The following is a 22,208-nucleotide window of genomic DNA, read 5'->3' on the forward strand; positions in this document are numbered from 1 at the left end:
TCTTTTGCGGTGATACTAATAGCAAAATTGGCGTTAGGGAGGCAGCCTTATGGCCATACACTATGTTTGCCGCCATTGTGGATATCCCGTCGGTACGATTGAGAAAACCGTCTTGTCCGAAACGGATCTCGGCTTTGATCAGTTGACCCCGGATGAACGGAACGATATAATATCCAATGATATGGATGGAAATCAGGTGGTGCGTGTCACCTGCGAAGCATGCCAGCAGGTGCTGGAGCGCGACCCAGAACGTTTGCTGTATCCATCCCTTTACCATTGACATGGCAAATGAATAACCTGATGGCGGGTATTTTTCTGATTATACCGAAAAAACGGCCTTGGCTGTTGAGAGCTAAGGCTTCTTTTCTATTTCACATTGAAGTTTTTGAAAAGGGGAGGAACATCTGATGATGCCGTTGATCCATATATTTAAACAAGATCATGACTTCCAGTCAACGGTGGAGGGGCTTAAAGCCGGACTGAAAGATCAGCTGGTCTCCGGACTTACCGGCACCGCCCGCATGTTGTATATCGCCGCAGTCTACCAGGAAAGCAAACGGCCGATGCTGCTCGTTTGCCACAATCTCAATCAGGCGCAAAAAGCGGCAGATGATCTGCAGGAGATCCTGCCCAAGGAAGAAGTGCTTCTCTATCCGGCCAATGAGTTGGTGACAACGGAAATTGCCATGGCAGGCCATGAGACACTCGGTGACAAGATCGATGTGTTGTCGCGGTTGTCACTCGGTTTTAACGGAGTGTTGATCGTTCCGTTCTCAGGGCTGCGGAAGTTATTTCCACCGAAAAGCGTATTTGCGCAAAATCATGTTCATTTAAAAGTAGGAATGGTGCAAGAAATTGAACCATTGGTTGAACAATTGGTCAAAATCGGTTACCGGCGGGTCGACATGGTGGAAAAGCCGGGTGAATGCAGTGTCCGCGGGGGAATCGTCGATATTTATCCCGTCAATTTTGCCAGACCTGTACGGATCGAATGGTTTGACGATGAAGTCGATTCGATTCGCCCTTTTTCTGTTTCCGACCAGCGATCGATCGACAAATGGCAAGAAGTCCTGTTGCCTCCGGCGACAGAGCTGTTTGCCGATGCCGACCGGCTCTACCAAGCGGGAGAACAAGTGGAAAAGCTGTTGGCGGAACGTCTGGCTAACGTAAAAAATTCTGCGTTGAAACAGAAATTGACCAGTTCGATCGGATACGATATTGAACAACTGAAATCCGGAGCAGTGTTTGCTGGTATTTACAAGTATATTGATTGCATTTATCCGAATTATGAAAGTCTGCTGGATTATATGCCAAAGGAGACCGTGATGATTCTGGATGAACCGACCAGGATCATGGAAAGCGCCAAGCAGATGGAACGCGAAGAAGGAGAATGGCAAACCGCGCTTTTGGGACAAGGGGAATTTTTGCCTCAACTCAAAATTTCCCTTCCGTATGATGAAGTAATCTTAAAAAGCCGGCCTCAACGCATTTTTTTATCACTGTTTATGAGGCAGATTCCCGGTGTCCAACCGCAGAATATCATTCAGGCGATCTGTCGCAGCATGCAACAGTTTCACGGACAGATGCACGTTTTAAAGACAGAGTGGGACCGTTGGGTCAAGGCGCAGTATCGCGTCCTCTTCCTGGCCAGCAGCGAAGAGCGGGCGGAACGCTTGGAACGCGTGCTGGCTGATTACGGGATGAAAATCGAACGTGACAATCCCGTACATCTGCCGCTCCCGGGAAAACCGGTGATTCGGGTCGGCACCTTGCAAAACGGATTTGAAATGAGCGGCATCCGCTTGGCGGTTGTGACGGAGAGCGAAGTCTTTACTCAGAAGCAAAGGCGGACAAGACGCCACGTAAAACTGGATCATGCCGAGAAGATCAAGGATTATCAGGAACTGAAGCCGGGCGATTATGTGGTGCATGTAAATCACGGGATCGGTCGGTATGTCGGGATTGAAACGCTGAATGTAGGTGGAATGCACAAGGATTATCTGCACATTCAGTATGCCGGCAACGATAAACTTTACGTTCCCGTCGAGCAGATCGACCAAGTGCAAAAATATATCGGCAGTGAGGAAAAAGCACCCAAAGTCTACAGTTTGGGCGGCAGCGAATGGAGCAAGGTGAAAAACAAGGTTCGCACCTCCGTGCAGGATATTGCCCAGGATCTGATTGAACTCTATGCAAAAAGGCAACAGGCCAAAGGCTATTCCTTTGCGAAAGATACGCCCTACCAGAAAGAGTTTGAGGCGATGTTCCCGTATGAGGAAACGCCGGATCAGCTCCGATCGATTGAAGAGATTAAACAGGACATGGAGAAAGAACAACCGATGGACCGCCTTCTGTGCGGGGATGTGGGTTACGGAAAAACGGAGGTGGCGATTCGTGCCGCTTTCAAGGCGACCATGGACGGGAAGCAGGTTGCGGTGCTGGTTCCGACCACCATCCTGGCACAACAGCATTTTGAAACGTTCCGTGAGCGGTTTTCCGGTTTTCCGGTGCAGATCCATGTATTGAGCCGCTTCCGTTCCCGCAAGGAACAAAAGGAGACAATAGAAGGCTTGGCGAATGGTACAGTGGACATTGTGATCGGGACACACCGTTTGCTTTCCAAAGATATCACGTTCCGGGATCTGGGACTGTTGATCATCGACGAAGAACAGCGGTTTGGCGTAAAGCACAAAGAAAAGATCAAACAGTTGAAACACAACATCGACGTGCTCACCTTGTCGGCAACCCCCATTCCGCGCACCCTTCACATGGCGATGATGGGCGTGCGCGACCTGTCGGTGATCGAGACGCCGCCGGAAAACCGTTTCCCGGTGCAAACGTACGTTCTGGAGTACTCGGCCGCACTCGTGCGTGAAGCTGTGGAGCGGGAATTGGCGCGCGGAGGACAGGTTTACTTTTTGTATAATCAGGTGCAGAACATCGAACAGATGGCCGAGCAAATTCGCATGCTCGTGCCGGAAGCACGCGTGGCGGTCGCGCACGGGCAAATGCCGGAAACGGAACTGGAAAAGGTTATGCTCGACTTCCTTGACGGTGAGTTTGATGTACTGGTAAGTACCACCATTATTGAAACGGGCGTCGATATTCCAAATGTCAATACACTGATCATTTATGATGCGGATAAGATGGGCTTGTCCCAGCTGTACCAATTGCGCGGACGTGTCGGCCGTTCCAACCGGATCGCGTATGCCTACTTTACGTATCAGCGGGATAAAGTGCTCTCGGAAACGGCGGAAAAACGGTTGCAAGCGATCAAGGAATTTACTGAGCTCGGGTCCGGGTTTAAAATCGCCATGCGGGATTTGTCCATCCGCGGTGCGGGTAATATTTTGGGGGCGGAACAGCATGGACATATTGCCACTGTCGGATTTGAGCTTTACAGTCAGATGCTGAAGGAAGCGATCAATGAGCTTCAGGGGAAAAACGTGCAGGAACAGCCGGGTGAACCGGTGATTGATCTCAGCGTTGACGCCTATTTGCCGTCAGGGTATATCCGGGATGAGAAGCAGAAAATCGAGCTGTACAAAAAAATTCGCGGAGTAACCGAATTGGATGAGGTCAGTGATCTGGAAGAGGAGATCGAAGACCGTTTCGGCGATTTACCGGAACCGGTGCAGATGCTTTTGAAAATCGCGAAAATCAAGGCTTTTGCGATGTCCTGCGGAATTGAAGCCATCGAGCAAAAGGACGGGGATATCTCCCTTCTGTTTCACCCTTCGCAAAACGAGAAAATCGACGGACAAAAGCTTTTCCAAATCGCGCAAGATTTCCCGGGAAAAATTCGCTTCTCCACAGGAGAAAAAATCGGGGTTGTCTTCAAAGTGAAAGGAATGTCTTCAAAGAGGGCATTAGAAATGGTGGAACAGTTTTTGATAAAATATAAAGACGTTCCCAAACTGAAAGGAGCCGTTAAAAATGCGACTGGGTAAAAAATGGATCGCGGGACTGTTAGCATTAATTTTGATTGTCTCGATTGTTGCCGGCGGATGTGCCGCCACACAGAGCAACCAGGATACCGCTGACAAGGAGAATTCACAGCAGGTGACGGAATTCAAGCCGCTCAGTACGACGGGGAAAAAAGTGGTGGCGGAGTATAACGGAGGGAAAGTGACGGAAGGGGAACTCAATCGCTATATCAATATTATCGCTTTCCTTGATCCGCAGTTGGGGCTGATGATGTCTTCGATGAAGGATAAGCAGAATCAGTTGCGGGCAGAGCTGGCAAAAGAATATGCGGCCAGACAATATATGGTGAGCAAGGTCAAGGATGATCCAAAGTATGACAAGGAAGCGGATCAAACCATGAGCGATATTGAAAATGGTTTGAAAAACGCACCGCAGGCAGAAGGCTCCAAAGCGCCGAAAAATCTGGCGGATGCCATCAAAGGAAAAGGATTTACGAAAGAGGAACTCCAACAGTTCTTCGTCGATTACCATAAAGTAAATGAGTACTACGATGAGCAGATGAAAGGTGACAAATATGATTGGGTGAAGGCGGCCCATATTCTGATCGCCGTCGGGGATGGACAAAACCAGCAGCCGAAGCGTTCTGATGCCGATGCCAAGAAACGGGCCGAAGAAGTTGAGAAAAAACTGGCGGCTGGCGGTGATTTTGCCAAACTGGCCAAGCAGTATTCCGATGATCCCGGCTCCAAGGATAACGGTGGGGTGATCGAGGGATCGGTTGACCAGTTTGTACCTGAGTTTTCCAAAGCATGCAAAACATTGCCTCTGAATACAGTGAGCGATCCTGTCAAAACCTCTTACGGCTATCACATCATCAAGGTGCTGGACCGACAGCAGAAACCGATTGCCGATGCCCCGGATGATGTCAAAGCCCAAAAGCGGGAAGAAATCTACAACAACCTGGTTAAAAGTGACTTGAAGTTCAAATCGCTTTTGCCCGCGTAACAATCAAATCGTTTGATCTGAAGCAGAGTTCAATCGGACTCTGCTTTTTTTATGTACATAATTAATTGGAAGCAGAACAATACTATGGGCGTTAGAACTAATTTAACCAGAACTACTAAAAATTTTTAGGAAAGTGAGGAACTCGTGTTTATGAAAGCAACCGGCATTGTTCGCCGAATTGATGACCTCGGACGTGTTGTGATCCCCAAGGAGATTCGTCGAACACTGCGCATTCGCGAAGGTGACCCGCTTGAGATTTTTGTTGACCGCGATGGCGAAGTCATTTTGAAGAAGTATTCCCCAATCGGCGAGTTGGGCGATTTTGCACAGGAATACACGGAAGCGCTGTTTGAGAATTTGCAGCATGCCACGGTGATTTGCGATCGGGATGGGGTGATCGCGGCGGCAGGAGTATCCAAAAAGGAATACTTGGATAAGCCGATCAGTGAGACGGTGGAATCCTGTATGGAGCAGCGCCGGACCCATTTGGAGACCGTGCCGGGGAAGGCGGAGATTTTCAAGGGGATGCAAGAAGAATACCAATCCTACTGCATCGTCCCGATCATCGCAGGAGGAGATCCCATCGGAGCCGTGGTGATTTTTTCAAAAAAAGAGGGAGTCAGGCTGGGCGAATTGGAAGTGAAGGTGGCCGGAACGGCGGCATCGTTTCTCGGCAAGCAGATGGAACACTAGAGATGAAGCATGAAGCGCTTGGCTGCCGGCCTGAAAGCCCCAAAATGGTTGTACAGGTAAATTTGCAGGTAAATGACACCTGCTTTTTTTCTGCAAAAGTGCATTTCAGTCCGATGGGCGGACATCCCCCGCTTCCCTGCGTTTCGAATGGCTGTTCATCGGTGTCACCATGATTCACGCATTTTTGGCTTCATCCCCGGATTGTGCCGGATTATGACCAGCTCAGCACTGCCACTTTTTCTTTGCGGGCCTTTTTCACTCCTTGTATAATGGGAAGGATAGCGGAGTGAAAGGGGAACGTTATGGCACAACTGCAATCATCTTTTGTTCGCGGGGCGGCCATATTGGGGCTGGCGGCTTTTTTCAGCAAAATACTTGGCGCCCTTTACCGGATTCCGTATCAAAATATCACCGGCAATGAAGGGATGTTTGTCTATCAACAAGTTTACCCCTTGTACAGTGTGCTGTTGATCCTGGCGACGGCCGGATTCCCGACAGCCATCTCCAAATTGGTTTCAGAAAAGTTGGCCGAGGAAAAAGAAGAGGAAGCGCGACAAATTTTCCGGATTGCTCTGGTGTCGCTTCTGCTCATCGGATTTGTTTTCTTTCTGGTTCTTTTTTTCGGAGCGGGGAAGCTGGCTGAATGGATGGGAAACAGGAACTTGTTAACCCTGCCCATTCAAGCGGTATCGTTTGCTCTTTTGCTCGTTCCGGCTGCTTCAGCGATTCGGGGTTTTTTCCAGGGGTATCAGAACATGGCTCCGACAGCTCTGTCACAGGTAGTGGAGCAGTTGATCCGCGTGGCGACGATTCTGGCTCTCTCCTGGTATCTGACCAGAACGGGCTTCGGGTTTGCGCAGATCGGTGCCGGGGCCGTTTTCGGTGCGACAACGGGTGCAGTTGGAGCCATCGCTGTACTCCTGTTTTTTATGCGCAAAAACCGGGCAGAAGAGTACAGCCGGAACGTATCGGGAGGACCGCGAAGCAAATCTTCCATAAGGAGCATCGTCGTTTCCATTATCTCGATTTCTTTACCGGTCTGCTTCGGTGCGCTGGTGCTGCCGCTCTTTTCCCTGGTGGATTCCTTTACGATTGCCAATCTGCTGGTTGATTCCGGCTTGAGCTTGAATCAGGCGGTGATTGCCAAAGGCATTTTTGACCGGGGGCAGCCTTTGATTCAATTTGCCTCTTTTTTTGCGACGGCAATCTCTCTTTCCATCGTGCCCGCCGTTGCGGAAGCAAGAGCGCGCAAACAGGATCAGATGGCCGGAGAGAGGGCGCAGTTGGCCCTGCGTCTGACGTGGATGCTGGGACTGCCGGCATCGGTCGGCTTGGCGGTGATTGCCGAACCTGTCAATGTGATGCTCTTTAAGGATGCTGCCGGTACAGATGCGCTGTCGATCCTGGCCTTTGTCGCGATTTTTACCGTACTCGTGCATACCACAACCGGCATTTTGCAGGGGTTGGGCTGGGTTTATGTACCGGCGGTGACCTTGCTCATCGGAGTAGCCGTGAAACTGGGATTCAATCTGTGGCTGATCCCTCTGCTGGGCATCCGCGGTGCGGCGGTTGCCACTGTCATCGCTTTTGCTTGTACGGCAGCACTCAATTTGTTTGCCCTCAAAAAGGAATGGGGAACCACCGTCCTGAAGGGGCTGCCGTTGAAAACCATCTGGGCAACCGCGTGGATGGCGGCAGTCGTTTATCTGGTGATGCTGGGCTTAAAGGCGCTCCTCGTTGACGGCGACGAGTCTCGCATGGCGATGAGCGTGATCGCTCTCTCTTGCGTGGGAATCGGGGGAGTCGTCTATTTGTGGGCGCTTTTGCGCTTCGGTGCGTTGACGCGTGCCGACCTTGAAAAAGTGCCGAAACTGGAAAGAAAAATTTTGCCGCTTTTGGAAAGGTGGCGGCTGCTCGAGCTGAAGGAGTGAAACGATGAACGGAAAAATTGTGGTTGTCGGATTGGGATTTGGCGATGAAACAGGGTTGTCGCTTGGCACGCTTCGCCTTTTGAAAGACAAGAAAAAGATCTGGCTGCGAACGGCAAAGCATCCGGTGGTGAACTGGCTGGAACAGGAGGGGATTCCTTTTTCCTCTTTCGATTCCGTCTATGAGGAATTCGCCGACTTCCCTTCTGTCTACCGGGAAATTGCCAGTCGGTTGCTCGCGCTTGCTTCAGGGGAAGAGATTGTCTATGCGGTTCCGGGTCATCCCATGGTCGCTGAGCGGACGGTGCAATTGCTGCTCGACCAGGGGAAACGGAAAGGAATTGAGATCGATATACGCGGGGGAAGCGGGAGCTTTTTGGATCCCGCGTTTGCCCGGCTGCAAATCGACCCGGTCGAAGGGTTTGTCCTTTTGGATGGAACGGGTTTAACTGCGGAACAACTCAATCCGCGCTCCCATGTGCTGATCGCACAGGTATATGATCGTTTTGTTGCCTCCGATGTGAAGCTCACGCTGATGGAGGTGTATCCCGATGAGTACGAGGTAACGATTGCCACGGCTTTGGGGATTGAAGGAATGGAAGAGATGGTTACGCTCCCCTTGTTTGAACTCGACCGGGTGGAGGATTTTACCGATCTGACTTCCGTTTATGTTCCGCCGGTCAAGGAAGAGAAAGCCCTCTACCGCCGCTTTGAATACTTGGTGGAAGTGATCCGGCATTTGCGCAGTCCGGAGGGCTGTCCGTGGGACCGCAAACAGACACACCAAAGTCTGCGCCCCTATTTGCTTGAAGAGGCATATGAGTTTTTGGAAGCCGTCAACCAGGAGGATGCCGATGCAATGGCGGATGAACTGGGCGATGTTTTGCTTCAGGTGATGCTCCATGCGCAAATCGCCAGCGAAGAGGGGACATTTAATGTCTACGATGTGATCGGCCGCCTGAATGACAAGATGATCCGGCGCCATCCCCATGTTTTTGGCGAGCAGCATGCGGAAACCGCCGAGGATGTGAAGGTGAATTGGGAGAAGATCAAAGCGAAGGAAAAAGAAGGGCATCAGGAAAAGTCGGTCATGGATCGGGTCTCCAAGCATCTGCCGGCGCTTATGATGGCTTTTGAACAGCAGAAACAGGCGGCAAAAGTGGGGTTTGATTGGGAGAAAAAAGAGGAAGTGCTGGAAAAGGTGCAGGAGGAACTGAAGGAACTGCACCAGGCTCGGACCGCAGCGGAACAGGAAGAGGAACTGGGCGATCTTCTGTTTGTGATTGTCAATCTGTCCCGCTTCCTTGGAGTCGATCCGGAATTGGCGCTTTTAAACGCCTGCCGCAAGTTTGAACGAAGATTTCGCCATATCGAAAACCAGGCTGCTCTGCATAACCAACGCCTGGAAGATCTGACGCTGGAGAAGATGGATGAATGGTGGAACGAAGCCAAACAAAAAGAGAAACACCGGTAGGTCCGGTGAAAAATCGGCTTCTTCCCGGATCTTGTCAATAATGTGAAATTCTAAGCAGGGATTTTCCCTTCTGATGAGAAAATCTAAAACTGACAGATCAGGCGGTGTTGATTAAGCAAATACAGGATTGGGACGGAGGGGGATTTCCGCGGTTCTGATCGCTTTGCCGTAAGCGTCAAGTGTCCGGGAGCAAATTTCCTCTTCAGGATTCCTTCCGTTTGGAGGCGGAATCCTTGCCATCCAATGCACATCGGCCGCCTGAAAAATGAGGTGACAGCATGAGATTGGACAAATTTTTAAAAGTATCACGCCTCATCAAGCGCCGTACGCTTGCCAAGGAAGTGTGCGACCAGGGACGGGTTTCGGTCAACGGCAAGCCGGCAAAAGCCGGGACAAATGTGGCAGTGGGGGATGAGATCAGCATCCGTTTTGGCCAAAAAACGGTAACAGCCCGGGTCGAAGCGATCCGGGAATCCGTCAAAAAAGAGGATGCGGGGCAGATGTTTACCATCGTCAAAGAAGAGCCGACCGTGGAAGAGGAACAGGCCAGTTCTAATTTATAAGCTTTGTCCATATCATGGTACCAAGGAAGGAGGTACTTGATATGGTTGAAGACGTCTTGGCTGCAACCCGGCATGAAATCGTATTGACCAACCGGAATACGCTCGAAGTGAGCGGTGTGATCCGGGTGGAGAGTTTTGACAGCGAAGAATTTTTGCTGCAAACCGACTACGGGTATCTTGGCATTCGCGGACAAGACTTGCACATAAAAAATCTGGATCTCGATCAAGGGCGGGTTTCCATCGAAGGCAACATTATCGATATGAGCTATTTGGATGTCCATATGCCCGCTTCGGAAAAAGCGAAAAGCATCTGGGGAAGGATCTTCAAGTGAACCTCGGCACGCAATGGCTGACGATGGGGCTCATGCTCAGTTCCGGGCTGATCTTGGGCGTTTTTTTGGACTTTTATCGCGTGCTGACCATTCGGTTCCGCTTGCGGGGTTGGATCATTTCCCTGATCGACCTTTTATACTGGGTTGTTTCAGCGGGGCTTGTGTTCGGTTTGCTCTTCTGGAGCAATTGGGGAGAGATGCGGTTTTATTTTTTTGTGGCCGTCGGAGTTGGTTTTCTCTTGTACTTTCGCTGGTTCAGCCGGACGGTCACTAAAATGATCCGTTTGTTTCTTTACGGGATGGAGCGGCTTTTGTTCTTCTGCTTCCGGATTTTGCGCCTGTGTCTCTGGGTGCCGCTCCTTTCTCTTTGGCAATTGGCCATCGTGGTTCTGCGGTTTGCCCTTCAGGTGATCAGGTGGTTGCTCATGCCCTTTCTGTGGCTGGCACGCCCGCTGTACCGACCCGTGCAGCGCTGGCTGGAGCCTTGCTTCATCAAAGGTCGCAACTTGATTCAGAGAGGAAAGCGATGGTGGAATAAGATAAGAGCAAAGGGTGGATAACGTGCCTTTTCATCGGATGAACGACAACATTTTGCAGTTTCGTCGGACATCACAGGAATCGGAAAAGCCCAAAGTCCGGGAGAGAAAGCAGAGATCGCTGCACCCGGTTGTACGTCGGCGACGCCTGATCTGGCTGGGCGCCATGGTTCTCTTCTTCTGCTGGGCGATTGTGGAGCTGATTGTGCAGCAGGTGCATATCTGGGACAGGGAAAAGATCCTGGCGGAAAGAAAGGCGGAACTGGCTGACGGGCAGCGGCACACCAAAGAGCTGAAGGATGAGATCAAAAAGTTGCACGATGAAAAGTACCTGCTCGAATTGGCGCATAAAATGGGATTTGGGAAACCGGGTGAAGAAGTTTATTCAACCGGAGATGATTAAGGGGTCGTGTCCAGGGGAAGCCTCTTGCTTTTGGGAAAGGGCAAGAGGCTTCTTTTCTGGAAGAGAAGGACGGCCGGCAGGATTTTATGAGAAAGCTCAGCAAACCCAGAAGGGGGGAGACGGCAACAGACTTTTACAGAAAATCGAAAAAGTAGATGCGAATGAGTTTGTCCGGGGGGAATCCCGGGAACCATACAGGATAGACCGGTATAAACAGGGAGCGGCGAGTTTCGCGAACAGAAGCTCAAGCGGTTTCCGCCGGGATGACATGACCGGAAACGGACGGGAGAATTGAATAAGTTAAGGATTTTCAAGGGAAAGACCTTCTCTATCCGCCATGGAGAATTTCGTATAAAAAAAATAAATTTATTTGTTGACATTGCAGTGGACTGTCAGTATAATAAACATTGTTCGCAGCGATGCTCATTAAAATGTCGCGGGGTGGAGCAGTCGGTAGCTCGTCGGGCTCATAACCCGAAGGTCGCAGGTTCAAATCCTGTCCCCGCAACCAAACATGGCGGCGTAGCTCAGCTGGCTAGAGCGTACGGTTCATACCCGTGAGGTCGGGGGTTCGAGGCCCTCCGCCGCTACCAATTTTAAACCGAGGAGAAGGCGAGGAAGCCCGCGCGGGTGGGAAATCGCCTTTTTTTTGTGCCGTTTTGCGGCTTGAAAAGCATGGGAGTGGTTGTGTGAATGTCGCCATTAAAAAAATAAAATTTACAACGATTAATAAAACCTATACGGAAAAAGTGCGAGACTGGCGCGGCCGCCATTGTTTTGCCACCCAATATGCCAACCCGGATGGCGAGCGCATTTTTCTCACCTATTATTTCGTTCGCAAAGGATATACGATTTCCAAAGTGTTTGGCCGTTCCGGTGAATTCCTGTATTACTATTGCGATGTGATGCAAATGTACCAGGTCAACCGGCTGAAATATGTGATGGTCGATTTGCTGCTCGATCTGATCGTCTACCCGGACGGGCGCTATCACCTTATCGACATCGATGAGTTTGCCGATGCGGTGGAGCGCGGGCAGCTGAAACGGCGGCAGCAGGTACATGCCTTGCGCACGCTCGATCAAATGATTCGCCTGCAAACGGAACGAAAGCTGATCCCGGCGTTTATCCACGAAGCGAAGATGTACCCTCTGACTGATCATTACCATCGCAGAACATAGCCCGTTTTCGACAGGGGGGATTTCCCGTCTGATCCTTTCTTTGGAAGTTTTGTCGCTCCCATGCCCAATCAGATTGAAAACGACAAACTATGACGCAAACAAATGAGCCCCGGTACCCATTCCGGGGCCTTTTTCATTTGCCCTGAAAATCTTGCAACAGAAGGAAACCGGGAAAATGAACAAAAGGCGATGATGGTTAAAAAATGTCGCAAAAAAATTTTAAAACAGTCAGAGAAATTGACAAACTTTCCAGTTGCTTCCTCGCTATAATGGGAGGGCACAAATCGAATAGCGAGGTGGAAGGGATGCAAGTAAGAACTCATTTTAAAAATTTATTCATTCGTCCGGTTATGTGGTTTGGTGTGGATCGAAGCCGGCAGAAGAGGGCGATCCATCGCTGGACCGGCATGTGGAATATCCCTGTGATCGGAATGGGGGTGCTGCTGGGCCGCGCGACGATTCTCGATTTTGTTTCCCCGTTTGCGATCGCCTATCTGGCGGTGATTTTATACCTGGCACGAAAACAATGGCCGGTCGTGATGGCTTCCCTGATTGCCGGGTCAGCGACGCTGGGGGGGATGGAAGCGGCAAAAACGACCGGAACCTTGCTCATTTTGCTTTTAATGCATCGATTGTGGGAATGGGCGGGCAAAGGACAGATCAATTACGCCCCTTTCGTTGTGGGATTGTCAAGCATCGCGGCCCACCTTATTGAACTGGGATGGACAGGATTTCGTCCGTACCGGATGATGCTGGACGGGGTCGATGTGACTCTCAGCTTTATTCTCACATTCATTTTCGTCCAGTCCCTCCCCGTGTTTACCGTCAAGAAAAAAAGAATCACCCTGCGCCATGAGGAAATCGTCTGCCTGGTCATCTTGCTCGGGTCGGTGATGACGGGCACGATTGGCTTAAAAGCGGGAGACTTGTCCCTGGTTCACATCGTTTCCCGCTACGCGATCCTGGTATTGGCTCTGGTCGGAGGAGGCATGCTCGGCTCTTCAATGGGAGTGGTGACAGGTCTCATCCTTAGCTTGTCCGATACGCGGACGCTTCCTGAAATCAGCTTGCTGGCTTTTTCCGGTTTGCTCGCGGGTTTGTTCAAAGAAGGAAAACGCATTGGAGTCGCAATTGGCTTTATGTTGGGTTCTTCCATTTTGACGCTTTATGACGGCGGGACTTCGGCGATGTGGTTGTCCTTGCAGGAATCGGCGATCGCCATTGTTTTCCTTCTGCTGACGCCGGAGAGGCTTATTCGCATGCTGTCCCGCTATGTTCCGGGGACATCGGAAAATCAGATTGCCCATCAGGAATATATCAAGCGGCTTCGCGATGTAACGGCGAAAAAAGTAGAGCAATTTACGGAATTGTTCCAAGAGCTGGCTTTCAGTTTCCGCGAGGATGCGACCAAACATCGCAAAGAGGATGAAGACCAGGTGCAGATCTTCATCTCGGAGATCATGAACCAGGCCTGCGCGGGCTGCCGCAATGCAGAGCGATGCTGGGAACAACATGTGATGAAAACCTATCAGGGCATGACGGATCTCATGACACTGGTCGAAGCGAAGGGAGCGCGGGCCCCGGTGCAAATTCCGGAAAGCTGGCGGGGCCACTGTATCCGTCCGGAGCGGGTTCTTGCCTCGATACGAAATCAATATGCGCGATTCGAGCAAAATATTTACTGGAAAGAAAAAATGCAGGAATCGCGCCGGCTCGTCTCCGACCAACTGGCGGGAATGTCGGAAGTGATGGGCAAATTGGCCAAGGAAATCAGGCATGAGACACAAGTGCTGACCGCCCATGAAGAGCAAATCCATGAGGCACTGGAAGAACTGGGACTGGCGATTCAGCGGGTGGATATTATCAATCTCGAAGAGGGGAAAGCGGAGATCGAGGTTGTCATGCCGGAACGGGAAGGCCTGGAGGAATGCAAAAAGCTGGTTGCTCCCCTGTTGACGGAGATCCTGGGCGAACCGATTTCCGTTTATCGCAAGGTGGTGAAAGACGGCTCACCCGGTGCGGTGATTACGTTGGGTTCCGCCCAGCGGTTTGAACTGAAGACAGGGGCGGCAACGGCGGCCAAGGGCGGAGGCTTGGTTTCCGGGGACAGCTATTGTTACATGAATCTGGGAACGGGAAAATATGCGGTGGCTCTTTCCGACGGAATGGGGAACGGTCAACGGGCGCAAGAGGAGAGCAGTGCGGCCTTGAAACTGCTCCGGCGCCTGCTGATGGCGGGAATGCATGAAGAACGGGCGGTTGACACCGTGAACTCCATACTGAGTCTGCGTTCGGCAGATGAGATGTTTGCCACCGTCGATCTGGCGATTGTGGACTTGAACACGGCGGTGGGGCGGTTTATGAAGATCGGCTCAACCCCGGGGTTCATTAAACGCGGACAAAAGGTGATCATGCTTTCCGGCTCCAACCCGCCAATCGGGATTTTGAACGAGATTGAGTTCGATCCGATCGAAATGCAGCTGGAGCCGGGAGACTTGCTGATCATGATGACCGACGGGGTTTATGATGCGCCGCATTATGCAGTGAACAAAGATGCGTGGATGACCCGGATGATTGCGGAAATCGATACCAAGGACCCGCAGCATTTTGCCGATTGTCTGCTGGAAAAGGTGGTCCGGGTTTATGAAGGAAGAATCAGGGACGATATGACGATTGTCGTCTCCAAAGTCGAACGGCACACGCCCGAATGGTCGACCATCCGCCTGCCGGGTGTAAAAAGATTGCAGCGGACGCAAGCAGCTGGATGAAATTGCTTCCAGACGGCAAAAAGAGTATGATGGAAGTGGAGAGTCCCGGGGGGTTCCCGGGATTTTATTTTTCACGATTAGGGGAAGATGGCTTTGTTTTATGATCGGGTAAAACAGGAAATTGCCAATCGGAAACTGATTGGGAAACAGGATCATGTCCTGGTCGGTGTTTCAGGCGGCCCTGATTCTATCGCACTCCTTCATGTTTTGCACCGTTTGTCTGCGGAAACGGGTTTTTCGGTGGGGGCTGTTCATGTCAACCACCAGTTGCGGGGAGAGGAAAGCGAAGAGGATGCCCGTTTTGTCCGGGAATTTTGCCGCAGCCTGGCTCTTTCGTGCGATGTAGTGCGGGTCGATGTGAGCGGAAAGAGAAAGGAGCTGGGCGGGAACAAGCAGGCGATTGCCCGTCAGTTGCGCTACGATGCATTTCAAGAGGTGGCAAGGAAGCGAAAAGCGACGAAGCTGGCGCTGGCGCACCATGCCGATGACCAGCTGGAAACAGTGATGATGCGGCTGATCCGCGGAACCGGGGTAAGCGGTCTTGCCGGGATGGAATGGGAAAGGCGGTGGCAGGGCATCGGGCTGATCCGCCCCCTTCTGGGAGTCACCAAGGAGGAGATTGAACATTATTGCCGGGAGCAGGGGCTTCACCCTCGCTTGGACTCGAGCAACCTGTCCAATGACTATACCCGAAACCGTTTGCGTCACGAACTCGTTCCGCTGATCCACTCTTTTAACCCCAGAGTGGCAGACGCCGTTTTGCGCCTGTCGGAATTGATCCGTGAGGAAGAAAAAATTTGGGAAAAGTTGACACTTGAGGCAGCGGATCAAGTCGTGGCGAAGCAGGAAAATGGACAATTTCTTGTCGATGTTTCAAGTTTTCTTCACCTTCCGGTCGCTTTACAAAGAAGGGTAGTTAAACTAATATTAAGTTATCTTTGGGATTACGGTACGCATGAGGTGACGCTTGACTCTGTGGAACAAGTAAGGAATCTGGCCCAGCTTCCGTCCCCGTCTGCAATGATCCACCTCCCTGGAGGCATCATCGCGCAGCGGGAATATGAAAAGCTGATCCTGAAAGTTCATTCAAGCACAAATGAACAAACAACGCCGATTCTCTCAGAGACCATTCCGCTGTCCATTCCTGGAGTGACTTCGTTGCCGGGTCTTTTGGGTAAAATAGAAGTGTTGGAAACGGATGAGCCGATACATAGGATGAGGATGGGGCCGAACAGTGCCGTCTTTGATCGTGACAAGCTGAAAGAACCGCTTTATGTACGATTTCGCCGGCCGGGAGACAAAATGAAACCTTTGGGTATGACCGGAAGAAAAAAAGTGAAAAGCTTAATGATGGAGGCGAAAGTGCCGAAACGGATCCGGGATCAGTATCCGCTTGTGGTGACGAAAGATGAGATCGTATGGATTCCGGGGATTAAGCGGTCGGGCGCGGCACCGGTAACACCGGATACCAGGCGCTTTCTTTATTTGCATTGGCATGCAGGAGATGGTCCGAATCGGGAGAATGATTGAAAAAAGATACAGGAGGACGGACATGCATCAGGATATTAAGGAAATACTAATCTCGGAAAGGCAGATTCAAGAAAAAGTGGCCGAACTGGGGAAGGCGCTTTCCAGAGAATATCAAGACCTCAACCCTCTTTGCATCTGCGTTCTGAAAGGAGCCGTTCCCTTCATGGCCGATTTGATCCGCAAATTGGAGATCCCGCTGCAGATGGATTTTATGGCGGTATCCAGTTATGGCAATTCCACCACATCTTCCGGTGTAGTGCGAATCCTGAAAGATTTGGACAGCGCCGTCGAAGGACGTCACGTATTGATCGTCGAAGATATTATCGATTCTGGTTTGACTCTCAGTTATCTCGTAGAAATGCTTAAAGGGAGAAATGCCGCTTCCGTCAAAATCGTTACCTTACTCGATAAGCCGGATCGCCGGAAAGTGAATTTGAGTCCTGACTACTCCGGATTTACCATCCCGGATGAGTTTGTGGTGGGTTATGGATTGGATTATGCCGAAAAATACCGAAACCTCCCTTACATCGGCATCCTAAAGGAAGAGGTTTACAAGTCGTAATCAGGTTCTATTGAGAATGTTTTGCCGACTGTGATACAATGATACAAGTGGACTGAGAGGAGGCCAGGGATGAAAAACTTCTTCCTCAGGAACGGAGTATTATATATTATCCTCATCCTAGTAACCATCGGGGTTGTGAATATGATCGCAAACCCGAGCACGGATACGACAACTTTGGATTATTCTCAATACAGGCAGATGCTCCTTCACAAGCAAGTGAACGACATTTCGATCCAGTTGGATAAAGGAACTTACCATATTACCGGCAAGTTCACAAATGACCCCAAGAAAAGCTTTGTCACCACTGCACCTGCCGGTGATGGCAGCACGGTCATTCAGGATTTGCAAAAGGCCAATGTTCGGATGAAAGTGGAGCCGACGAAGGGTGAATCCGTATGGCTCAGCTTCATTACATCCATCATTCCCTCGGTCATCATCCTACTTCTTATCTTTTTCATGTTAAACCAAGCTCAAGGCGGCGGCAGCCGTGTCATGAACTTCGGCAAGAGCAAGGCGAAACTGTACAATGATGAGAAGAAGCGGGTAACCTTTGATGATGTGGCAGGGGCAGATGAAGAGAAAGCTGAACTTGTTGAAATTGTGGATTTCTTGCGGGATAACCGCCGTTATGCGCAAATGGGCGCGCGCATTCCCAAAGGGGTACTGCTCGTCGGTCCGCCTGGTACGGGGAAAACTTTGCTTGCGCGAGCGGTTGCCGGTGAAGCAAAAGTCCCGTTTTTCTCGATCAGCGGTTCCGATTTTGTCGAAATGTTTGTCGGGGTGGGAGCTTCCCGTGTACGCGACTTGTTTGAACAAGCGAAGAAAAATGCTCCTTGCATTATTTTTATAGATGAGATCGATGCCGTTGGTCGTCAGCGCGGTGCCGGCCTGGGCGGAGGTCACGATGAACGCGAGCAGACGCTCAACCAGCTGTTGGTGGAAATGGATGGATTTGACGTCAATGCGGGAATTATTATCATGGCCGCAACCAACCGTCCCGATATCCTCGATCCGGCGCTGTTGCGTCCGGGACGTTTTGACCGTCAGATTTTGGTCAACCGTCCGGATGTGAAAGGCCGGGAAGCGGTATTGAAAGTGCACGCCCGCAACAAACCGCTGGCGGACAGTGTTAAATTGAGCGTGATTGCACAGAGGACGACCGGTTTTTCCGGAGCAGATCTGGAAAACCTGCTCAATGAGGCGGCATTGCTGGCAGCACGCAACAACAAGAAGAAAATCACCATGGAAGAAATCGACGAAGCGGTTGACCGGGTAATCGCCGGCCCGCAGAAGAAAAGCCGCGTCATCAGTGAAAAAGAACGCAAGATTGTGGCATATCACGAAGCCGGCCACGTAATCTGCGGCTACTACCTGGAGAATGCGGATATCGTTCACAAAGTAACCATTGTTCCCCGCGGTCAGGCCGGGGGTTATGCGATGATGTTGCCCAAAGAGGATCGCTACCTGGCAACCAAAGGCGAACTTCTCGATCGGGTTACCGGTTTGTTGGGCGGTCGCGTGGCCGAAGAGGTTTTCTTCGGGGAGATCAGCACGGGAGCAAGCAATGACTTCGAGAAAGCAACCAGCATCGTTCGTGCGATGATTACCGAATACGGGATGAGCGACAAGCTGGCGACGATGATTTTCGGGCGTTCCCAAGGTCAGGTATTCCTGGGCCGTGACCTCGGTCATGAGCAAAACTACAGCGATAAAGTGGCATATGAAATCGACATGGAAATGCAAGAGATGATTCGCAAATGCTACAATCGCGCCAAAAACCTGATCATCGAACATCGCGATAAACTGGAATTGCTTGCGCAAACGCTTCTTGTTCGTGAAACCTTGGATGAAGAACAAATTAAGCAGCTTCTCGAAAACGGGAAGTTGGATGATGATGACGTGAAGGTGGCGATCCAGGGGAAAGAGGAAAAAGAGAAGGACGAGAGCAGCGTCTCCCATGAAACAAAGAATTCCGGTGATACCTCCTATACCAACGGAGCATCCGCATTGAACGAGTTGGATGAAGAGCCGGATAAAAATTCGATTGTCCACAATGATTCGGATTCAACCAATCCGGACGGAAACCGAACGGTTTAACGGGAAAAGAGGCGGGAAAACGCCTCTTTTTTCTATGATCCTGTCTTTGCATGTACAGTCGTGGGGCCTGTTTCACCGGATTGATGGCCTCCACGACTCTGCCGGGTTGCTTTGGTGAGCTCCCGATGCCATTGTCCAATAAACCGGAGATTGCTAAGATGTAGGTGATTATACCAAAAGCGGGTGTCAAAAATGAAGAAAATCGATCAACTTTTATTAGTGATGGATGTGGGAAATACCAATATCGTGTTAGGGGTTTACCATAAAGATCATCTTCTCCATCACTGGCGTCTGCAAACCGATCGCAATGCCACCGAAGATGAGTACGGGGTGTTGCTGAAAAATTTGTTAAGCCACGAAGGATTGTCGTTAAATGAGATCGGCGGTGTCATCATCTCCTCGGTTGTTCCTCCGCTCACCATCGTCTTGACGCGGCTGACACAAAAATACATGAATCAGACGCCTTTGATTCTCGGGCCCGGGGTAAAAACCGGACTGAACATCAAATATGACAATCCGAGAGAAGTGGGGGCCGACCGTATTGCCAATGCCGTAGCCGCACTGGAACTCTACGGGGCGCCGCTCATCATCGTGGACTTCGGCACGGCTACCACTTTTTGCTTCATCGATGAAGAGGGGCATTATGTTGGCGGAGCGATTACCCCTGGGGTAAACATTTCCGCTGAAGCTTTATACCAAAGAGCGGCCAAGCTGACGCGGGTGGAAATTGTCAAGCCGGATTCAGTCGTCGGCCGGAATACCGTACACGCGGTGCAGGCAGGCATTTATTACGGCTATGTGGGGGTTGTCGATGAAATTGTGACACGGATGAAAGCCCTGTTGAAAAAGCGCCCCAAAGTAGTGGCGACCGGCGGATTGGCCCAACTCATCTGCGGAGATACTAAAACAATCGATATCGTGAACCCCCACCTGACTCTGGAAGGGCTGAAACTCATTTATGAACGAAATCAAAAGTAAGACTCTGCCAAACTGCAGGATTCAGTTACTGTCGTCAAGGATTGAAGGAGGAAACCAACATGGGTGATTATGCGATTCGAGCCATCTCAGCGAACGGGCAGGTGCGTGGGTTTGCTGCCCTCACGACGGAGTTGGTGCAAGAATTGCAGCGTCGTCATCAGACATTGCCCGTGGTCAGCGCGGCTTTGGGAAGAACGGCTACCATGGGAGCTTTGATGGGATTGACGCTTAAGGAAGAAAAACATAAGGTAACCCTTCAGGTGCAGGGAGACGGACCGATCGGGCAGATCGTGGCGGACGCGAACGGGAGAGGGGAAGTTCGCGGCTATGTGGATAACCCGGCCGTGGAAGGCAATCAGGACTATAAATTGGATGTAGCTTCCGCCGTGGGAAAAGGGAGCATTTATGTCATCAAAGACCTGGGGCTAAAGGAACCCTATCGCGGAACTTCGCCGATCATCTCCGGGGAATTGGCCGAAGACTTTACTTATTATTTGACCGTATCGGAGCAGATCCCCTCTTCCGTCGGGCTGGGAGTCCTGGTGCAGAAGGAGAAAATCCTCGTATCCGGTGGTTATATGATTCAGGTATTGCCGGGCGCCGATGATGAAACGATCAGCCGGCTGGAACAGCGAATTTCCGAGCTCAAGTCGATTACGGAGCGATTGAAAGAAGGGGAAACCCCTGAGAAATTGCTCGCTTTCCTGATGGGGAATGATTTGGAGATCCTGCATCGGGAGCCGGTGCAGTTTGCCTGCAATTGTTCCCGCACCAAAACGGAAGCGATGCTGAAAGCGCTGGGCAGAGAGGAACTGGAATCCATTTTGCGTGAATTGGGGCAAGCAGAGGTGATTTGCCACTTCTGCAACGAAAAATATCTGTTCAGTGCCGGTGATCTGGAAAAGCTGATTTCCTCTTTTGACCGGTAAAGGCTTTTGACAAGCTTTAAACAGAAGCGAATGGGTGCTTTTTTTTCAGCGACCTTTGCGATGAAGGAGCCGGGAGCAGAGTAAAGCCCTGTGGCCCGGCGGATTCCTGTTCGGATTTTGTCAACCGGCAGAACAGCCCTCCTTCTTCATTCAGCAGAAGGGAAAACCGTTGGCTTCGCGGGTGCATGGATCAGCCCGAAATTCCCGCCAAGCAGCCCTCAAAATGAGAAAAATGGATTGATCCATGGTCCTATGATTCGCTATACTAGGGTTTAATTCTGATCAACTAAATCGGATTAGGAGGGGTTCGCGATGCGAGTGGTCAACAACGTTTTGGATTTGATCGGGCAGACGCCATTGGTGAAACTGAACCGCGTAGTCGGGAAATCGGATGCTGATGTGTTTCTCAAGTTGGAGTTTTTCAATCCCGGAGGAAGTGTCAAGGACCGGATTGCTTTGAGCATGATAGAAGGAGCAGAAAAAAGGGGCGAACTAAAGCCGGGCGATACGATTGTGGAACCGACCAGCGGAAATACCGGAATCGGACTGGCGATGGTGGCTGCTGCCAAAGGTTACCGCGCCCTTCTGGTCATGCCGGATACCATGAGCATGGAGCGTCGCAATCTGTTGAAAGCATATGGGGCCGAATTGGTGCTGACCCCCGGTGCCGAAGGAATGAAGGGAGCGATCGCCAAAGCGGAAGAAATTGCGCGCGAAAACCCCAATGCCTATATGCCTCAGCAATTCAGCAATCAGGATAACGTCAAGATTCATTATGAAACCACTGCGGTGGAAATCATCGAACAAACAGGCGGCGACTTTGACGCTTTTGTGGCCGGTGTGGGAACAGGCGGCACGATTACCGGTGTCGGGAAACGGTTAAAAGAGAAATTTCCCCATATTCAAGTGATTGCGGTTGAACCGGTTCATTCTCCCGTATTATCCGGCGGCAAACCGGGGCCTCATAAAATCCAGGGAATCGGTGCGGGATTTGTACCGGAAATTTTGGATACGCAAATTTACGATGAAGTGATCCAGATCGGGAACGAGGAAGCGTTTGACTGGGCGCGCCGTGTGGCCCGCGAGGAAGGAATTCTTGTCGGCATTTCCTCGGGAGCTGCTGTGGCCGCAGCGGTTAAAGTAGCCCGTCGCCTGGGTGTCGGCAAGAAAGTGGTTACCGTTTCTCCGAGCAACGGTGAACGGTATCTGACCACGCCGTTGTACCAGTTTGATTAATCGAATCATGACCTGTTCCAAGCTGTCCCTTTTTCCGGGATGGCTTTTTTGGCTTGAAGAGAGAATGAC

General features: G+C 51.0%; 18 protein-coding genes and 2 tRNA genes. All 20 read left to right on the top strand.

Annotated elements, in window-relative coordinates:
* Positions 1-49 precede the first annotated feature (49 nt).
* The 20 genes from I8U18_RS10990 to cysK all read left to right on the top strand — a co-directional run bounded on the left by I8U18_RS10990 (position 50) and on the right by cysK (position 22,139).
* Entirely contained in the window at positions 50-280 is a 231-nt protein-coding gene (locus I8U18_RS10990; protein WP_033100696.1) for an anti-sigma-F factor Fin family protein, read from the top strand.
* Positions 281-407: 127 nt separating this feature from the next.
* Positions 408-3,950, top strand: a complete 3,543-nt coding sequence (gene mfd / locus I8U18_RS10995) for a transcription-repair coupling factor (RefSeq protein ID WP_198055988.1) — start codon at positions 408-410, stop codon at positions 3,948-3,950.
* The gene (locus tag I8U18_RS11000) at positions 3,937-4,932 is read left to right on the top strand and encodes a peptidylprolyl isomerase (protein WP_033100694.1); all 996 of its coding nucleotides are present in this window, start codon (positions 3,937-3,939) and stop codon (positions 4,930-4,932) included. The genes mfd and I8U18_RS11000 overlap by 14 nt, the downstream gene beginning before the upstream one ends.
* Before the next feature lie 150 nt (positions 4,933-5,082).
* Positions 5,083-5,625, top strand: a complete 543-nt coding sequence (gene spoVT / locus I8U18_RS11005; RefSeq protein WP_033100693.1) for a stage V sporulation protein T — start codon at positions 5,083-5,085, stop codon at positions 5,623-5,625.
* Positions 5,626-5,927: 302 nt separating this feature from the next.
* Positions 5,928-7,556: a putative polysaccharide biosynthesis protein gene (locus tag I8U18_RS11010; protein ID WP_198064761.1), complete on the top strand. Its 1,629-nt coding sequence runs from the start codon at positions 5,928-5,930 to the stop codon at positions 7,554-7,556.
* A 4-nt stretch (positions 7,557-7,560) separates the two neighbouring features.
* Positions 7,561-9,027: a bifunctional methyltransferase/pyrophosphohydrolase YabN gene (gene yabN, locus I8U18_RS11015; protein ID WP_198064762.1), complete on the top strand. Its 1,467-nt coding sequence runs from the start codon at positions 7,561-7,563 to the stop codon at positions 9,025-9,027.
* 278 nt (positions 9,028-9,305) lie between these two features.
* On the top strand, positions 9,306-9,590 hold the full coding sequence (locus I8U18_RS11020; RefSeq protein WP_033100690.1) for an RNA-binding S4 domain-containing protein: 285 nt from the start codon (positions 9,306-9,308) through the stop codon (positions 9,588-9,590).
* Positions 9,591-9,631: 41 nt separating this feature from the next.
* Positions 9,632-9,922: a sporulation protein YabP gene (gene yabP / locus I8U18_RS11025; protein ID WP_033100689.1), complete on the top strand. Its 291-nt coding sequence runs from the start codon at positions 9,632-9,634 to the stop codon at positions 9,920-9,922.
* Entirely contained in the window at positions 9,919-10,482 is a 564-nt protein-coding gene (gene yabQ, locus I8U18_RS11030; protein ID WP_033100688.1) for a spore cortex biosynthesis protein YabQ, read from the top strand. Before yabP ends, yabQ begins: the two co-directional genes overlap by 4 nt.
* Before the next feature lies 1 nt (position 10,483).
* Positions 10,484-10,861: an FtsB family cell division protein gene (locus I8U18_RS18220; RefSeq protein WP_033100687.1), complete on the top strand. Its 378-nt coding sequence runs from the start codon at positions 10,484-10,486 to the stop codon at positions 10,859-10,861.
* Between the two features lie 435 nt (positions 10,862-11,296).
* Positions 11,297-11,372, top strand: a tRNA-Met gene (locus tag I8U18_RS11040).
* Positions 11,373-11,377: 5 nt separating this feature from the next.
* A tRNA-Met gene (locus tag I8U18_RS11045) sits at positions 11,378-11,454 on the top strand.
* Between the two features lie 96 nt (positions 11,455-11,550).
* Positions 11,551-12,039, top strand: a complete 489-nt coding sequence (locus I8U18_RS11050) for a ribonuclease FAU-1 family protein (protein WP_160173830.1) — start codon at positions 11,551-11,553, stop codon at positions 12,037-12,039.
* A gap of 305 nt (positions 12,040-12,344) precedes the next feature.
* Positions 12,345-14,807: a stage II sporulation protein E gene (gene spoIIE / locus I8U18_RS11055; protein ID WP_198064763.1), complete on the top strand. Its 2,463-nt coding sequence runs from the start codon at positions 12,345-12,347 to the stop codon at positions 14,805-14,807.
* Positions 14,808-14,900: 93 nt separating this feature from the next.
* On the top strand, positions 14,901-16,337 hold the full coding sequence (gene tilS, locus I8U18_RS11060; protein WP_198055992.1) for a tRNA lysidine(34) synthetase TilS: 1,437 nt from the start codon (positions 14,901-14,903) through the stop codon (positions 16,335-16,337).
* 22 nt (positions 16,338-16,359) lie between these two features.
* A complete protein-coding gene (gene hpt, locus I8U18_RS11065) occupies positions 16,360-16,899 on the top strand; it encodes a hypoxanthine phosphoribosyltransferase (RefSeq protein WP_033100684.1) in 540 nt (179 codons plus the stop codon).
* A 69-nt stretch (positions 16,900-16,968) separates the two neighbouring features.
* Entirely contained in the window at positions 16,969-18,996 is a 2,028-nt protein-coding gene (gene ftsH, locus I8U18_RS11070) for an ATP-dependent zinc metalloprotease FtsH (RefSeq protein ID WP_198064764.1), read from the top strand.
* A 192-nt stretch (positions 18,997-19,188) separates the two neighbouring features.
* Positions 19,189-19,974 carry a type III pantothenate kinase gene (locus I8U18_RS11075; RefSeq protein ID WP_033100682.1) on the top strand — a complete coding sequence of 262 codons (786 nt, stop codon included), beginning with the start codon at positions 19,189-19,191 and terminating at the stop codon, positions 19,972-19,974.
* Positions 19,975-20,033: 59 nt separating this feature from the next.
* Positions 20,034-20,903 (top strand): Hsp33 family molecular chaperone HslO, encoded by an 870-nt coding sequence (gene hslO / locus I8U18_RS11080; protein ID WP_052154125.1) that lies wholly within the window; start codon positions 20,034-20,036, stop codon positions 20,901-20,903.
* 312 nt (positions 20,904-21,215) lie between these two features.
* Positions 21,216-22,139 (top strand): cysteine synthase A, encoded by a 924-nt coding sequence (gene cysK, locus I8U18_RS11085; RefSeq protein ID WP_033100680.1) that lies wholly within the window; start codon positions 21,216-21,218, stop codon positions 22,137-22,139.
* Positions 22,140-22,208: the final 69 nt, after the last annotated feature.

Origin of the sequence: Thermoactinomyces sp. CICC 10522 (assembly GCF_016055075.1) — a bacterium.
Lineage (GTDB): Bacteria > Bacillota > Bacilli > Thermoactinomycetales > Thermoactinomycetaceae > Thermoactinomyces_A > Thermoactinomyces_A daqus.

What these genes read in the sequence shown, in the direction of transcription:
- spoIIE (WP_198064763.1), top strand. Translation starts at nt 12,345, where the DNA reads ATGCAAGTAAGAACTCATTTTAAAAATTTATTCATTCGTCCGGTTATG.
- ftsH (WP_198064764.1), top strand. Translation starts at nt 16,969, where the DNA reads ATGAAAAACTTCTTCCTCAGGAACGGAGTATTATATATTATCCTCATC.
- I8U18_RS11020 (WP_033100690.1), top strand. Translation starts at nt 9,306, where the DNA reads ATGAGATTGGACAAATTTTTAAAAGTATCACGCCTCATCAAGCGCCGT.
- mfd (WP_198055988.1), top strand. Translation starts at nt 408, where the DNA reads ATGATGCCGTTGATCCATATATTTAAACAAGATCATGACTTCCAGTCA.
- I8U18_RS11075 (WP_033100682.1), top strand. Translation starts at nt 19,189, where the DNA reads ATGAAGAAAATCGATCAACTTTTATTAGTGATGGATGTGGGAAATACC.
- cysK (WP_033100680.1), top strand. Translation starts at nt 21,216, where the DNA reads ATGCGAGTGGTCAACAACGTTTTGGATTTGATCGGGCAGACGCCATTG.
- spoVT (WP_033100693.1), top strand. Translation starts at nt 5,083, where the DNA reads ATGAAAGCAACCGGCATTGTTCGCCGAATTGATGACCTCGGACGTGTT.
- yabP (WP_033100689.1), top strand. Translation starts at nt 9,632, where the DNA reads ATGGTTGAAGACGTCTTGGCTGCAACCCGGCATGAAATCGTATTGACC.
- hpt (WP_033100684.1), top strand. Translation starts at nt 16,360, where the DNA reads ATGCATCAGGATATTAAGGAAATACTAATCTCGGAAAGGCAGATTCAA.
- I8U18_RS10990 (WP_033100696.1), top strand. Translation starts at nt 50, where the DNA reads ATGGCCATACACTATGTTTGCCGCCATTGTGGATATCCCGTCGGTACG.
- hslO (WP_052154125.1), top strand. Translation starts at nt 20,034, where the DNA reads ATGGGTGATTATGCGATTCGAGCCATCTCAGCGAACGGGCAGGTGCGT.
- I8U18_RS11000 (WP_033100694.1), top strand. Translation starts at nt 3,937, where the DNA reads ATGCGACTGGGTAAAAAATGGATCGCGGGACTGTTAGCATTAATTTTG.
- I8U18_RS11010 (WP_198064761.1), top strand. Translation starts at nt 5,928, where the DNA reads ATGGCACAACTGCAATCATCTTTTGTTCGCGGGGCGGCCATATTGGGG.
- yabN (WP_198064762.1), top strand. Translation starts at nt 7,561, where the DNA reads ATGAACGGAAAAATTGTGGTTGTCGGATTGGGATTTGGCGATGAAACA.